A 13338-nucleotide genomic window follows, 5' to 3' on the forward strand; every position below is an offset into this window, starting at 1 on the left:
ATGCCCGATGGCGCTGCGCTTATCGGGCCTACGGGATCGCTATTTGTAGGCCGGACAAGGTATTTATGCCGCCATCCGGCTAGGCCTGTAGCTCCAGACCTGCCAGCCGCTTCCAGTAGCCGTTACAGTCGCTATGCGCGGCAAGCGGTAATGGCGCGCCGCCGTTTTCGTTAGCGCGAAAGGCATCAAGCATGGCAAATGTCTCCGTCCCCAACGGCGACAGCCGCACGATATCGACCAATCCCTGCATCGACGTCAGTTCGTTGCCAAGGTTATAGACATAGCCGCTCATGGTCTGGATACCGTTAAGCACAAACACCTGCTGATTCTCTTGCGAGAGCACGTCACGACCGTTTGGATACTTGATACAGCAGGTTTCGCACTCATCTTTCGGACGGTCTTCCGAACGGGCGGTAAAGCAGCGAGCGGAGTAGGCCAGCGGCAGATGCCCGTAGCTCAACACTTCCACTTCAAACTGATTGCGGATGCCCAGTTCATCGCACTGATTAAGCAAATTCACCAGCCAGTCGCGGGACAGCTCCACCGGCATACACCAGCGTACCATGCCTTCTTTCAGCAACCGGCGCAGCGTGACCGCGTTGTAGCAGTTCAGCGCATGGCCGGCGACAAACGGCAGTTTGCGCTCGGCGCACAGATTCACCACGCCAAGATCGCTGGCTTCCAGCAGAAAATCGCCGTTGTCCACATAGCGTTTCAGCTCGCTTAATTCAGATGACGCCTGTACCAGCGCCAGGGTGGAGAGCGCCACCTGCTTACCGCTGGCGGCGAGGGATTTCGCCATTTCCAGCCAGTCGCCGACTTTGGTTGCGCGACGCTTGCTGCACACCGCTTCGCCCAGATAAATGACATCAGCGCTGCTTTTTGCGGCCTGCTGATAAAAATCTTCCAGCGTCTCTTTCGGCCAGTAATAAAGCACCGGTCCTAAGGAATATTTCATAGCTCCTCTCACTGCCATTTACGGTGATATGCGCCAAGCGTGGTTTGAGTGCCTTCGGACATCGCGCCGAGCGTCTCCATCCAGTCGCGCTGTGGAACGAAGTTTTGCGGGGCGGCTTTGCAGCGATCGATCGCCTGGCGCCACACTTTCGCCACCTGGCTGACATAGGCCGGGCTGCGCTGGCGGCCTTCGATCTTCACCGAAGCGATGTTCGCCGCCATGAGCTCCGGCAGCAGTTCCAGCGTGTTCAGGCTGGTTGGCTCCTCCAGCGCGTGATAGCGCTCGCCGTCCACTAAATAGCGGCCTTTGCACAGCGTTGGGTAGCCCGCGTTTTCGCCATCCTGGTAACGGTCAATCAGGACATCATTCAGGCGCGATTCCAGCCCCTGCGGCGTTTGCTGCCAGCGGACAAAGCGGGCGGGAGAGCAGGCGCCGACGGTATTGGGCGACTCTCCCGTCAGGTAGGAAGAAAGATAGCAGCGACCTTCCGCCATAATGCACAGGCTGCCAAACGCGAATACCTCCAGCGGCACCGGCGTGACGCGGGCCAGTTGTTTTACCTGGTGAATCGACAGTACACGCGGCAGTACTACACGGTGGACATCAAAGTTGCGGTGATAAAAGCGAATCGCCTCTTCGTTGGTTGCCGAGGCCTGAACGGAAACATGGCGCTCAATATGCGGGTAACGCTCTGCGGCATATTCCAGCATAGCGAGGTCGGCGAGAATCAGCGCGTCGGCGCCAAGCTGCGCCGCCATATCCACGGCGCGCTGCCAGCGGGCATAGCCGTCCGGATGCGCAAAAGTATTAATGGCGATGTGTAATTTGCGGCGATGCTGGTGAACAAAACTCACCGCTTCCTGCAATTTTTTTTCGGTAAAGTTAAGGCCGGCAAAATGACGGGCATTGGTATCGTCTTTTAACCCGATATAAACGGCGTCAGCGCCGTTTTCGATGGCCGCCTTCAGCGCCGGGAGATTTCCGGCAGGGCAGAGCAGCTCCATAATTTATCCTGAGGGTTACGTCTGAGACGCAAAATTGTTAACGAACAGGGATTTTAGTTAACCTTGCTGCGACAATTTTTGATTTAAGGCAGTTAAAGGCGTATTGGTAACACCAATAATGGGGTAGAAAATCAGACCCAATTGTTGATTTACGCCGCCATGTGATTTATTGGATATGGCAAAATAACAGGACTATTGAAACAGGGAGTAAAGCTCGTGTTAGATAAACTGCGTTCACGCTTAGTCCATGCTGGCCCGTCTCTGATGAGTGTACCGGTTAAACTGACGCCCTTTGCGCTAAAGCGCCAGGTTCTGGAACAGGTTCTGAGCTGGCAGTTTCGTCAGGCGCTGGCCGATGGAGAGCTGGAATTCCTCGAAGGTCGTTGGTTAAGCATTCATGTTCGTGACATCGACTTAAAATGGTATACCACGGTTGAAAATGAAAAGCTGATCGTTAGCCAGCAGGCGGATGCTGACGTCAGTTTTAGCGCCGACGCCAGCGATCTGCTAATGATAGCTGCCCGTAAACAGGACCCGGATACGCTCTTTTTCCAGCGTCGACTGGTCATTGAAGGCGATACTGAGTTAGGGTTGTATGTGAAGAATCTGATGGACGCCATCGAACTGGAGCAGATGCCGAAAGCGTTACGCGTTATGCTGCTGCAACTGGCGGATTTTGTTGAGGCGGGTATGAAAAACTCGCCGGAAACCAAACAGACCTCGGTAGGTGAACCATGCTAATTCGAGTAGAAATTCCCATTGATGCGCCTGGTATTGATGCGCTGTTACGCCGTTCATTCGAAAGCGATGCGGAAGCGAAGCTGGTTCACGATTTGCGTGAAGATGGTTTTCTGACGCTCGGACTGGTGGCCACGGATGATGAAGGTCAGGTGGTGGGCTATGTCGCCTTTAGCCCGGTTGATGTGCAGGGCGAAGATTTACAGTGGGTCGGCATGGCGCCGCTGGCGGTCGATGAAAAGTATCGCGGGCAAGGGCTGGCGCGCCAGTTAGTGTATGAAGGGCTGGATTCGCTCAACGAGTTCGGCTACGCGGCGGTCGTGACGCTGGGCGATCCGGCGTTATATAGCCGCTTCGGTTTTGAACTGGCCGCACATTACGATCTTCACTGCCGTTGGCCCGGTACGGAAAGCGCTTTCCAGGTACACCGTTTGGCTGAGGATGCGCTGGAGGGCGTGACGGGGCTGGTGGAGTATCACGACCACTTCAATCGTTTTTAAGCACCGGCGTTTGCAGGCTGGACAGCAGCGCCTCAAACGCTTCGCGTTCCGTCACAAGGCGCTCTTTCTGGCGCTTTGTGAGCTGTTTGATGCGATACTCTATGCGCAGGGCCAGCGAGCGATCGCCAACCTGCGCCGCAAACGCCAGCGTTAACTCGCCTTTTCCCCGTAATGCTTTTGCGCCTTTTCCCGTTTGATGCTGCCTGTAACGACGCGCCACATCGGTGGTTATTCCGGTGTAAAGCGCATTGTCTGCAGTACGAATCAGATACAGATACCAGGGTGTCATTGTCGCCATCAGCATGATAATTTTCAGGTTCCCAGTATAAGCGAGAATAAAGATGGACACACTTACCGCTATTGGCCGTTGGCTGGCGAAACAACACGTGGTGACCTGGTGCGTACACCATGAGGGAGAGCTGTGGTGCGCCAATGCGTTTTATTTGTTTGATGCGCAAAACGTCGCGCTGTATCTGTTAACGGATGATAAAACCCGCCATGCGCAAATGTCTGGCGCGTGCGCGCCAGTTGCGGGAACGGTCAATGGTCAGCCGAAAACGGTGGCGCGCATTCGCGGCGTACAGTTTAAAGGGGAAATTCGCCGTCTGGAGGGGCAGGAGAGCGACGCCGCGCGTAAAGCTTACCTTCGTCGCTTCCCGGTCGCCAGGGTGCTGCCAGCGCCGGTATGGGAAATCCGGCTGGATGAAATTAAATTCACCGACAACACGCTGGGGTTTGGTAAAAAACTGCACTGGTTACGTGACTCACGCGCCCAGCAGGCGTAGCGCCTCGCGGTTAAATGCCGGCAGGTCGTCAGGCGTGCGGCTGGTCACCAGCTGATCTTTATCGACGACGACTTCCTGATCGTAAAATTCCGCGCCCGCATTCTTCACATCGATAATAATCGGTTTCACCGCCGTGAGTTTGCGGCCACGAATGACATCGGCGCTGATCAACAACTGTGGGCCGTGGCAAATGGCAAAAACCGGTTTACCGCTGTTAACGAAATCGCGGGTAAAATCCACGAAACGGCTGTCGCCGCGCAGGTAGTCCGGCGAATGACCTCCCGGCAATAGCAAGGCGTCGAACTCGTCGGGACGAACGTCATCAATAGCCTTATCAATGGTGACGCTGGCCTCGCCTTTTTTTCCTTTCACCGTTTTACCCGCCTCTTTTTCGATGGTGATGACCTCATGGCCGGCCTGACGGAATTCTGCTGCCGGCGAGGTAAATTCTGAATCTTCAAATTCATCGGTAATCAAAACGGCAATTTTCTTACTCATGCGTTTCCTCCGCAGTGGTGGCGTCGGGTAAGGCAAATTTTCCACAATGATGGATACTTACCTCGTAGACTATTAAGCCTGGTCGATAGGGCCGAGAGTGCAAGGTGGACAAATCTGTAAAGGAGCGAGGATGAGTCAGGTACTGATTACCGGCGCGACCGGACTGGTCGGCGGACATCTGCTGAGAATGTTAATCAACACGCCGCAGGTGAGCGCTATCGCCGCGCCGACGCGTCGCCCGCTGACGGATATTGTCGGCGTTTATAACCCTCACGATCCGCAGCTTACCGACGCGTTAGCTCAGGTGACCGACCCGGTGGATATTGTTTTTTGCTGCCTGGGCACGACCCGGCGTGAAGCGGGAAGTAAAGCGGCGTTTATTCATGCGGATTATACGCTGGTGGTTGATACCGCGCTGACCGGGCGTCGACTGGGCGCGCAGCACATGTTGGTGGTCAGCGCAATGGGAGCAAACGCGCACTCTCCGTTTTTCTACAATCGGGTGAAAGGAGAAATGGAGGAGGCGTTAATCGCGCAAAATTGGCCTCGTTTGACGATTGCCCGGCCTTCTATGCTGCTCGGCGACAGAACAACGCGGCGGGTGAATGAAACGCTTTTCGCTCCGCTATTTCGGCTGTTGCCAGGAAACTGGAAATCGATTGATGCGCGGGATGTGGCGCGGGCCATGCTGGCGGAAGCGCTGGCGCCAGCACAAGAAGGCGTGACGATTCTGACCTCATCGCAACTGCGGGAAAAAGCGGGGTAGCGAAGCCGGATGATTTACCGGATGGCGACGCGGTTTACACATTTTTATCGCCACCCGGCACACCGGTTACTTAATATACGTAAAGGCGGTAGTCACGCGTTTCACGCCGCTCACCCGGCTGGCGATGTCCGCTGCCGCTTTACCTTCACGTTCAGTCACCAGGCCCAGCAGGAACACTTCGCCATTTTCGGTGGTGACTTTCACGTTTGACGATTTTACCTGATCGCTGGTCAGTAGTTGTGAGCGAACTTTCGTGGTGATCCAGGTATCGTTAGAGGCGGTCCCCAGGCCGATAGGCTGACCCTGGCGAATCTCGTTATAGACCTCGGTGGTGCCTTCAACGCCCATCGCTATCTGTTTAGCGCGTGCGGAGAGTTCGCTGTTTGGCGACTGGCCCACTAACAAAACTTTGCCCTGATAAGCCGTGACATTGATGCGCGTCTCTTTTTTGATTTGCTCATCTTTCGACAGCGCGCTGCTGACACGCAGTTCCAGCGTTCCGTCATCCACCTGGGTGCCCACGCTACGCGGGTCGGTTGCGGCTTTGGTGCCGACGGCTGCCGTACCCACTACCGCGGCGGCGACGCAACCTTGCAATAGCAACGCAGAAATAAGGACTGCGAGCGGCGAAAATGCCTTCATGTGTACTCCTTAATCATCCTGGTGAGGAAAAAGCGTGTTATCGATCAAATCGCACAGGCAGTTTACCGTCAGCATATGCATTTCCTGAATGCGCGCGCTGTGGTGTGAAGGGATACGAATTTCGACATCCTGCGGCCCTAATAGTCCGGCCAGCTCACCCCCGTCATACCCGGTTAGCGCCACAATGGTCATGTCACGTGTGACGGCTGCTTCAACGGCTTTTACGATATCGCGACTATTACCACGCGTAGAGATCGCCAATAAAACATCGCCTGCATGTCCCAGCGCCCGGACTTGTTTTGCATAAACTTCATCGTGCAGGCGATCGTTAGCGATCGCAGTTAAGACCACATTATCGGTATTTAGTGCAATGGCGGGTAAACTGGGTCGCTCCGTTTCAAAGCGGTTAATCATGCTGGCAGCAAAATGCTGTGCGTTGGCCGCGGACGTCCCGTTTCCACAACAGAGGATTTTGTTGCCGTTAAGCAGGGAATGAACCAGCGTCATGGCGGCGCGGGAAATGGCATCCGGAAGCGCTTCCGCCGCAGCAATTTGAGTTTGAATGCTTTCTGTAAAGCAAACTTTGATTCTTTCGAGCACGCTAATCCTTAAAATCTTCAATTATGAGTGGTCGTTAAACGCATCCCGAAACCACTCAATCTCATTTCCGGTGAAGGCTAACACATCGAACCGACAATCCACAGTATCAAAACTCCCATTCTGGCGGGCGAGCCACAAGCGGGCAGTATGTAATAATTTGTGTTGCTTGCTGCGGGTCACACTAGCCGCCGCGCCGCCATAAAGTCCGGAGCGCCGATAGCGGACCTCAACAAAAACCGTCGTTTTTCCGTCGCGCATGATCAGATCGATTTCGCCGCCGCGCTCGCGCACGTTGGCGGCGATAAACCGCAGTCCTTTGCTTTCCAGCCAGCGACGCGCGGCAGCTTCCCACGCGTCGCCAGCCTGTTTACGCGTTAGCTGGCGGGAACAATCTCCCCTTGCTGGTATTTGAGCCATGATAACTTCCTGTTAATCACACAATCCGGGCTGGCGGTTAATGCGCCGGTATTACCATTGATCTCAAATCCCTGCACCTGACGCATCTGCGAAAAGTGGTTCGCCAGCGTCCAGGCATCCACGCCCATGGCGTACATCCGCGCCAGAGAATAGTCGTTATGTACAGCGCTCAGCGCCTGCTGCATCAACGGCATATTGCCGCCTGCCAGCATAGGAATTTCACTGTATTGTAAACCCTCCATTTCCAGACGGAAGTCGGGGCCGGAGGTGCCTTGCGCGCTGCGAGAGCTGGCATACAGCGTCGCGCCGCTCTGGGTGCCGTTACGCATGGCGATCATCGGTTTGATAAAGCCAATCTCTTCCGGCGTAGCCAGAATATAGACCGCGTCTACGCGTCCGCCGCCGGTGATTTGCGCGTCGGTCGGCGGCGCAGGGATGGTCAGACCGCCAATGGTGACGCCAGGCTGCGCAGGCACGCTGGCGGCGACCGGACTGCCCGTCAACGCGATACCCGCGCCGCCGTTCACGCCCATTTTCAGCTCGGCTACGGAGCCGAATTTTTGCTGTAACACGATGCCGCCGCCCAGTTTTTGCCACTCCTGGGTGAAGGCGTTCGCCACGCGATCGCCAAGCGTGCTGCGTGGGATCAACAGCAGCGGCGACTGCTTGCCCTGGTCATAAATATGATGCGCCGCGTCACGGGCTTCATCTTCTGGAGAGAGCGCGAAATAGCAGATATTAGGGAAGCTACGTACCGTTTCCGGCTGGTTGAGCGCCAGCACATTGAGCGGCGTGTTGCTTTTCATCAGCGCTTCCACATTGTTTTTCAACAGCGGCCCGACCACGATACTGGCGCCGTCTTGCTGAACCTGAGCGAGCACCTGATCCAACGGCTGGGAAGAGGTATCGTAGATTTTTAATTCAGCGGAGGGATCCGCTGGCGCGCTTGCTGTAGCAGGGGGAATTTGTGGCGCGCTGACTGGCGTAGCAGACTGGGCTGGAGCGTCATCAGTCAGATCGCTCACCGAGGCCTGCGACGGACTGGCGACGCCGTTGGTCATTTGTGGCTGCGTCTCCTCCACGCCAGGTTCGACCGGCGCGTCAGGCGCGGCGGCAGGCTGCGTCTCTACCGCCTGGGTGCCGAGGTTTTTCGCGGCTTCGAAACCTTGCTGGATGGTACGGCCAAACACGGCAGCCTGACCGTTCAGCGGCAGCAGCAGAGCGATTTTGCTGGTGGAAGCTGGTTTAAAACGTTGTACATTGACGAGCTGCGTCGGCAGCATTTTCGCCCCCGGATTTTGCGGGTAGCGTTTTTGCCAGTCGGCGATCCCGGCTTTCAGCATGTCTGGATCGTTGCGGTTGTCAAACCAGACGCGTTGCAGATCCAGCCAGCCCTGAAGCACATTTTCATCGGCGTTGATAACTAACGTCCTGGCCTGATCCGGCGTCATGGCGGAGAGCGCCTGCCAGGTGGCGTCGATATTTTTTTGTTTATCTTTCGCCGCCAGTAGCGGTTCCTGGGCGATTAACGCCCGCAACAGGGTAAGCGACGGGCGTCCCTGGCTGGCAACGATCTGCGCCTGCCAGTAACGCGCTTGCTGATGTGGCGCAAAGTCGGCGGGTTTTAGTTTATCCAGCAAGGCCTGCGCGCCTGCGACATCTTTTTGCGCCAGTTTGATATCTACCGCTAATAAAGACTGTTCGCGACGCTGGGCATCGTTCAGATTTTGCGGGAGTTGGTTGAACAGGTCGACGGCCTGCTGGCTTTTTCCTTCTTTCAGCAGTGCATGAATGGCGAGTAATTGCCAGTTGGTCTTGCTATCATCTGCGCTTTGCTGCATCTGATGCAGGTAAAAGGCGGAGTCAGCTTGCGCTGAACCCTGCATATAGGCTGCGCTTTGATCTGGCGCCTGGGTGCCGCACCCGGCGAAAAGTAGCGCAGCCAGGACGACAGGCAGCGCGCGCGCGGCGTTCAAACGAGAAAATGTTGAGGGTACCATACTGTATCCAGTGATATTTTTTTACGCAATGCTCAATATTAAATCGGCAATACGGACGACACAATGAAACAAAACGAATCGGCGGATAATTCTCAGGGCCAACTCTTTATTGTACCTACTCCTATCGGTAATCTGGCGGATATTACCCAGCGTGCGTTGGAGGTGTTACAGGCTGTAGATCTGATTGCCGCCGAGGATACTCGTCACACCGGTTTATTGCTGCAACATTTTGGGATTAATGCCCGATTGTTCGCGCTGCACGACCATAACGAACAACAAAAAGCGGAAACGCTGGTCGCGAAGCTAAAAGAAGGGCAGAACATTGCGCTGGTTTCCGACGCCGGTACGCCGCTGATTAACGATCCGGGCTACCATCTGGTGCGTACTTGCCGTGAAGCGGGGATTCGCGTGGTGCCGCTACCAGGGCCGTGTGCTGCTATCACTGCATTAAGCGCCGCGGGTTTACCATCAGATCGTTTTTGTTATGAAGGCTTCCTGCCTGCCAAATCAAAAGGCCGCCGTGATGCGCTAAAAGCCATTGAAACGGAACCGCGCACGCTGATTTTTTATGAGTCCACCCATCGTCTGCTGGATAGCCTGGAAGATATGGTGGCCGTGTGGGGCGAATCCCGCTACGTGGTGCTGGCGCGTGAGCTGACCAAAACCTGGGAGACGATTCACGGCGCGCCCGTTGGCGAGCTGCTGGCGTGGGTCAAAGAAGATGAAAACCGCCGTAAAGGCGAGATGGTGCTGATTGTCGAAGGCCATAAAGCGCAAGAAGACGACCTGCCCGCCGACGCGCTGCGCACGCTGGCGCTGCTACAGGCCGAATTGCCGCTGAAAAAAGCGGCGGCGCTGGCAGCAGAAATTCACGGCGTGAAGAAAAATGCGCTGTATAAGTATGCGCTGGGGCAGCAGGAAGAGTAAAAGCGAGCGCCCGGGAACCGCCTTTTATCGCCATCACGTTAATACTCAATCAGGTGATTGATGTGGGTAAATTGATGGGGGCATTGGGCGGTGATAGCGGGCCGGGCCTTTCCTTCGGGCTTACTCTCGCGATCAGCAACGCATAACCGACTCCTTTTTAGACGATCATTAATTCCACGCCTGTTTTCGCTAATGCCGCTTTATCCTGTTTGCTGATGGTGTCATCGGTTATCACACAGTCGATCTTGTCCATCGGCAATACCTGGTTAAAGCCGCGACGGTTAAATTTGGTCGCGTCCAGTACCGCGATAACTTTGTGTGCCGCCGCCGCCATGACGCCGCTAATGGAATAACCTTCGTTAAACGTGGTAATACCGTTTGTCGCATCAATACCATCCGCCCCGACAAACATGACATCGGCGCTGATGCCGTGTAGCGATCGTTCCGCAATCGTGCCGTGCATTGAGTGGGTTTTATGCCGTACCGTACCGCCGCAGACCACCAGCGTGAGATCTTTATTTTCTGATAGCGTAAAAGCGGCAGGCAAGCTGTTAGTGATCACCGTAATATTGCTTTTTCGCGCGAGCGCTTCCGCAATCAGTAATGTTGTGCTCCCGCTATCCAGAATGATGGTCATTCCTTCTTCAACCATTGCCGCAGCCGCCTGGGCAATCCGCTTTTTCGGATCGCTGGCGAGTTGATACCGATCTTCCAGAATGACTTCCTGATTGTCGCCTTCCGCCAGATGACTTCCCGGTTTTGCCGCGCCGCCATGAAAACGGGTGACAAGGCCTTTCTCTTCCAGCAGACGCAGGTCAGCACGGATAGTCACTTCAGAAATACCAAAGGTATTTGAAAGGTCCATCACCAGCACGCTGCCTTGCGTATTAATCAGGTCGACAATTTTATTTCTTCGCTCAAATGAGTTCATATTGATTTGCCTGATAATTAACTGTAACTAGTTTAATCGAAGGATTGCGAAAGGTGAACGCTAAATTTCGAAAGGAAATGTGAGCCAGCGCAGGTTGCTGGCTCGTACCATCAGGAAAGTTGAAGTAAGATTTTGCCCTGCATGGGCGCGCCATTAAGCGCTTTGACTGCTTCTGCAAAGCTTTCCACATCGCCGCGATGGGCAATGAGAGGGGTCAGTTGAAGACGTTTTTCAGCCAACAGGCGCGCTGCGGTTTCCCATTCTTCTCCTGGCCATGGCGCGGAGTAGTTCATCCAACTGCCGAGGAGCGTGAGCTCTTTACGCAAAATTAACCCGAATGTACGCGTCGTCAGGGTGAGATCGTGATGTAACGTCCCCACCAGCGCCAGTTGCGCGCGCGGCCCGGCGATATCGATAGCCAGCGAGACGGTCTGGGGAGTTCCTGCCGTTTCGAGAACCAGTTGATCAAACTGAATGTCGGACAACGCGGTCTGGATGTCGTCGGCGGTCATTTCCCGGCTATTACAGGTATGCGTTGCGCCCAGCGCTTTCGCCAGTTCCAGTTTCTGCGGATTGATATCAATCGCCGTTACGCTTCGCGCGCCCAGTTCCCGCGCGCACTGTAAGGCCAGCAGGCCAATTGTCCCGGCACCGACGATAATTACGTTTTTCCCCTCGCAGCCCTGCGCCAGATGAAAGGCGTGTAAGCCCACGGTAATCGGTTCGATAAACGCGCCATCTTCAATTGGCATATCAGACGGCAAGCGGAAAAGATTGGCCCGTTTGACCACCACATATTCCGCATTACCGCCTTCGCTGCGCGATCCTACAAACTGATACTGTTTGCATAAAGAAAAGTAACCGCGTTCGCATTGCGGACAGTGAAAGCAGGGAAGAAGCGGGACACAAGCGACGGCATCGCCGGGCTGCATATCCGTTACGCCTGTGCCGTAGGATTCAACGTAGCCGCTGAATTCATGACCTAACGTAATAGGATAATAATGGGCGCCCTGCGCGAAAATACGCGGGATATCCGACCCGCAAAGCCCTGAGCTAACGACTTTGACCAACACATCGTCCTCGGCTTGCAGTTGTGGTAAGGGACGTTCTTCAACGCGCACGTCTCCCTCAGCGTGAATAACCACTGATTTCATAACATTCTCCAGGAAGGTGAGGGGAGCGATTGCTCCCCTAAAATTAAGAGGCGATTTGACTTTGCTGTAGCGCCGTGGCTTTCTCAGCCGCGACAAACTGTCGGGCGCGACGCCAGGTCAGCAGTACGCCGGCCAGATAGATAATGGCAATGACGGCGAAGCCGACGATATTCTGCCAGGTAAAAAGTTGAATCAGCAGCCAGGTGATGGGAGAACCGCCCTGATCCAGCGAGGCGACTTGTGCGCCAGCTTTTAGCGCTCCGGCATTGGCAGCCAGTTGGGTATGCAGGCCAATCGTCTGCGTGGCTATCCACAGGGTGATACCCATAATAATGACACCTGAAATCAGCGTGCGGAACAGGTTGCCCTGGTGTACCGCAACCGCCATCGCAATAAAGAAACCGATGGTGGCGAGGTCGCCGAACGGCAGCACCTGGTTCCCCGGTACTAAGACGGCAATCAGGATGGTCAGCGGAATGAATATCAGGCTCGCGGAGACAACAGAGGTATGACCGAGCAGTAGCGCTGGATCAAGGCCTATCAGGAACTCCTGCCCGCCAAATTTGGCCTGTAGACGTTTACGCGCATGTTTGGCGATAGGCGTTAGGCCATCCATAATAGGTTTAATGACGCGTGGCATAAGCAGCATCACCGCTGCGGTTTTGACCGCCAGTTGCAGAACGGCTTTGGTGTCGTAGCCTGCCAGTACACCAATCACCAGCCCCATCACGAAGCCGACAGTCACCGGCTCGCCAAACGGTCCGAAGCGTTTCTGGACATCGTCTGCGCTAAAGTGAATACGATTGAGACCCGGAATTTTCTCGATAATGGTATCAACGAGCACCGCCACGGGGCCCAGGTACGCGGATGAGCCGTGTGGGATAGCAATCCCCTCGAGGCCAAAATAGTCGCGGGTATCTTTGGCAAACCAGTCCCCCAGTTTGTAGACAAAGGCGGCATGAACCACAACGCCCAGAATCCCCAGCCAGTATGAACCGGTCGCCAGATGCAGCATGGCGCCCGTGAAGGTCATGTGCCAGATATTCCAGATATCGACATTCACCACGCGGGTCATGCGGGTCACCAGCATCAGGACGTTAACCCCGATGGCGACAGGGATCGCGACCAGCGCGATTTGTGACGCCCAGGTCATGGGCGATGAACCCGGCCAGCCGACGTCAATAACGTGGAGATTGATTTGGAAATGTTCCGCCATGGCTTTCGCCGCGGGGCCGATAGAATCCAGCATCAGGCCGATGACCAGACCAATACCCACGAAGCCGATACCAATATGCAAACCCGATTTAAAACAATCCCCAAGCTTCATTCCCAGCAGTTTAGAGAACACGATGATCACCAGAGGCAACATCACCGTTGGGCCTAAGTCGAGGATATAACGCATTATTTCGCTAAACATA

The 13338-nt window shown here is 55.1% G+C and carries 16 protein-coding genes; 5 read left to right on the plus strand and 11 right to left on the minus strand.

Features of this window, described 5'->3' with window-relative positions; genetic code table 11:
- Positions 1–79 precede the first annotated feature (79 nt).
- Positions 80–958: a U32 family peptidase gene (locus tag HU143_RS02810; protein ID WP_000877715.1), complete on the minus strand. Its 879-nt coding sequence runs from the start codon at positions 956–958 to the stop codon at positions 80–82.
- An 8-nt stretch (positions 959–966) separates the two neighbouring features.
- A complete protein-coding gene (ubiU, locus tag HU143_RS02815; RefSeq protein WP_000421309.1) occupies positions 967–1962 on the minus strand; it encodes a ubiquinone anaerobic biosynthesis protein UbiU in 996 nt (331 codons plus the stop codon).
- A 216-nt stretch (positions 1963–2178) separates the two neighbouring features.
- Between ubiU and ubiT the strand changes: the two genes are divergently transcribed.
- Entirely contained in the window at positions 2179–2703 is a 525-nt protein-coding gene (gene ubiT / locus HU143_RS02820; protein WP_000884721.1) for a ubiquinone anaerobic biosynthesis accessory factor UbiT, read from the plus strand.
- The gene (locus tag HU143_RS02825) at positions 2697–3200 is read left to right on the plus strand and encodes a GNAT family N-acetyltransferase (RefSeq protein ID WP_000908562.1); all 504 of its coding nucleotides are present in this window, start codon (positions 2697–2699) and stop codon (positions 3198–3200) included. Before ubiT ends, HU143_RS02825 begins: the two co-directional genes overlap by 7 nt.
- Here HU143_RS02825 and HU143_RS02830 read toward each other — a convergent pair.
- Positions 3187–3504 (minus strand): GIY-YIG nuclease family protein, encoded by a 318-nt coding sequence (locus HU143_RS02830; RefSeq protein ID WP_000928379.1) that lies wholly within the window; start codon positions 3502–3504, stop codon positions 3187–3189. The genes HU143_RS02825 and HU143_RS02830 overlap by 14 nt on opposite strands.
- Positions 3505–3541: 37 nt before the next feature.
- Here HU143_RS02830 and HU143_RS02835 point away from each other — a divergent pair, with 37 nt between their 5' ends.
- Positions 3542–3985 carry a YhbP family protein gene (locus tag HU143_RS02835; RefSeq protein WP_000380404.1) on the plus strand — a complete coding sequence of 148 codons (444 nt, stop codon included), beginning with the start codon at positions 3542–3544 and terminating at the stop codon, positions 3983–3985.
- Here the strand turns inward: HU143_RS02835 and yhbO are convergent.
- A complete protein-coding gene (gene yhbO, locus HU143_RS02840; RefSeq protein WP_000037599.1) occupies positions 3965–4483 on the minus strand; it encodes a protein/nucleic acid deglycase in 519 nt (172 codons plus the stop codon). The two genes, HU143_RS02835 and yhbO, sit on opposite strands and share 21 nt — an antisense overlap.
- Positions 4484–4613: 130 nt before the next feature.
- Here yhbO and HU143_RS02845 point away from each other — a divergent pair, with 130 nt between their 5' ends.
- A complete protein-coding gene (locus HU143_RS02845) occupies positions 4614–5249 on the plus strand; it encodes an NAD(P)H-binding protein (RefSeq protein ID WP_001517952.1) in 636 nt (211 codons plus the stop codon).
- 66 nt (positions 5250–5315) lie between these two features.
- Here HU143_RS02845 and dolP read toward each other — a convergent pair whose 3' ends face one another.
- The 4 genes from dolP to HU143_RS02865 are packed head-to-tail and all read right to left on the minus strand — an operon-like array spanning position 5316 to position 8908.
- Positions 5316–5891 carry a division/outer membrane stress-associated lipid-binding lipoprotein gene (gene dolP / locus HU143_RS02850; protein WP_000643280.1) on the minus strand — a complete coding sequence of 192 codons (576 nt, stop codon included), beginning with the start codon at positions 5889–5891 and terminating at the stop codon, positions 5316–5318.
- Positions 5892–5900: 9 nt separating this feature from the next.
- On the minus strand, positions 5901–6491 hold the full coding sequence (gene diaA / locus HU143_RS02855; protein ID WP_000893481.1) for a DnaA initiator-associating protein DiaA: 591 nt from the start codon (positions 6489–6491) through the stop codon (positions 5901–5903).
- 21 nt (positions 6492–6512) lie between these two features.
- Complete coding sequence (locus HU143_RS02860; RefSeq protein WP_000057285.1) at positions 6513–6908, minus strand: YraN family protein; 396 nt, start codon at positions 6906–6908, stop codon at positions 6513–6515.
- Positions 6866–8908: a penicillin-binding protein activator gene (locus HU143_RS02865; protein WP_023226585.1), complete on the minus strand. Its 2043-nt coding sequence runs from the start codon at positions 8906–8908 to the stop codon at positions 6866–6868. Before HU143_RS02865 ends, HU143_RS02860 begins: the two co-directional genes overlap by 43 nt.
- Before the next feature lie 63 nt (positions 8909–8971).
- On the opposite strand from HU143_RS02865, the gene rsmI reads away from it, so the two are divergent.
- Positions 8972–9835 carry a 16S rRNA (cytidine(1402)-2'-O)-methyltransferase gene (rsmI, locus tag HU143_RS02870; RefSeq protein ID WP_023226584.1) on the plus strand — a complete coding sequence of 288 codons (864 nt, stop codon included), beginning with the start codon at positions 8972–8974 and terminating at the stop codon, positions 9833–9835.
- Positions 9836–9992: 157 nt separating this feature from the next.
- Here the strand turns inward: rsmI and HU143_RS02875 are convergent, their stop codons facing one another.
- The 3 genes from HU143_RS02875 to HU143_RS02885 form a co-directional block, all read right to left on the minus strand.
- Complete coding sequence (locus HU143_RS02875; RefSeq protein WP_001083899.1) at positions 9993–10766, minus strand: DeoR/GlpR family DNA-binding transcription regulator; 774 nt, start codon at positions 10764–10766, stop codon at positions 9993–9995.
- Between the two features lie 110 nt (positions 10767–10876).
- Entirely contained in the window at positions 10877–11920 is a 1044-nt protein-coding gene (gene gatD, locus HU143_RS02880) for a galactitol-1-phosphate 5-dehydrogenase (RefSeq protein WP_195184459.1), read from the minus strand.
- Positions 11921–11963: 43 nt separating this feature from the next.
- Complete coding sequence (locus HU143_RS02885; RefSeq protein WP_023226583.1) at positions 11964–13337, minus strand: galactitol-specific PTS transporter subunit IIC; 1374 nt, start codon at positions 13335–13337, stop codon at positions 11964–11966.
- Position 13338: the final 1 nt, after the last annotated feature.

This window comes from Salmonella sp. SJTUF14076 (genome assembly GCF_015534835.1).
In the GTDB taxonomy this organism is placed as follows: domain Bacteria; phylum Pseudomonadota; class Gammaproteobacteria; order Enterobacterales; family Enterobacteriaceae; genus Salmonella; species Salmonella enterica.

Bases quoted from the DNA above. Each gene is read 5' to 3' on its own strand.
- HU143_RS02860 (WP_000057285.1), bottom strand. From the start codon at position 6,908: ATGGCTCAAATACCAGCAAGGGGAGATTGTTCCCGCCAGCTAACGCGT.
- gatD (WP_195184459.1), bottom strand. From the start codon at position 11,920: ATGAAATCAGTGGTTATTCACGCTGAGGGAGACGTGCGCGTTGAAGAA.
- HU143_RS02825 (WP_000908562.1), top strand. From the start codon at position 2,697: ATGCTAATTCGAGTAGAAATTCCCATTGATGCGCCTGGTATTGATGCG.
- HU143_RS02865 (WP_023226585.1), bottom strand. From the start codon at position 8,908: ATGGTACCCTCAACATTTTCTCGTTTGAACGCCGCGCGCGCGCTGCCT.
- HU143_RS02845 (WP_001517952.1), top strand. From the start codon at position 4,614: ATGAGTCAGGTACTGATTACCGGCGCGACCGGACTGGTCGGCGGACAT.
- yhbO (WP_000037599.1), bottom strand. From the start codon at position 4,483: ATGAGTAAGAAAATTGCCGTTTTGATTACCGATGAATTTGAAGATTCA.
- HU143_RS02875 (WP_001083899.1), bottom strand. From the start codon at position 10,766: ATGAACTCATTTGAGCGAAGAAATAAAATTGTCGACCTGATTAATACG.
- HU143_RS02885 (WP_023226583.1), bottom strand. From the start codon at position 13,337: ATGTTTAGCGAAATAATGCGTTATATCCTCGACTTAGGCCCAACGGTG.
- HU143_RS02830 (WP_000928379.1), bottom strand. From the start codon at position 3,504: ATGCTGATGGCGACAATGACACCCTGGTATCTGTATCTGATTCGTACT.
- HU143_RS02835 (WP_000380404.1), top strand. From the start codon at position 3,542: ATGGACACACTTACCGCTATTGGCCGTTGGCTGGCGAAACAACACGTG.
- ubiU (WP_000421309.1), bottom strand. From the start codon at position 1,962: ATGGAGCTGCTCTGCCCTGCCGGAAATCTCCCGGCGCTGAAGGCGGCC.
- rsmI (WP_023226584.1), top strand. From the start codon at position 8,972: ATGAAACAAAACGAATCGGCGGATAATTCTCAGGGCCAACTCTTTATT.
- HU143_RS02810 (WP_000877715.1), bottom strand. From the start codon at position 958: ATGAAATATTCCTTAGGACCGGTGCTTTATTACTGGCCGAAAGAGACG.
- dolP (WP_000643280.1), bottom strand. From the start codon at position 5,891: ATGAAGGCATTTTCGCCGCTCGCAGTCCTTATTTCTGCGTTGCTATTG.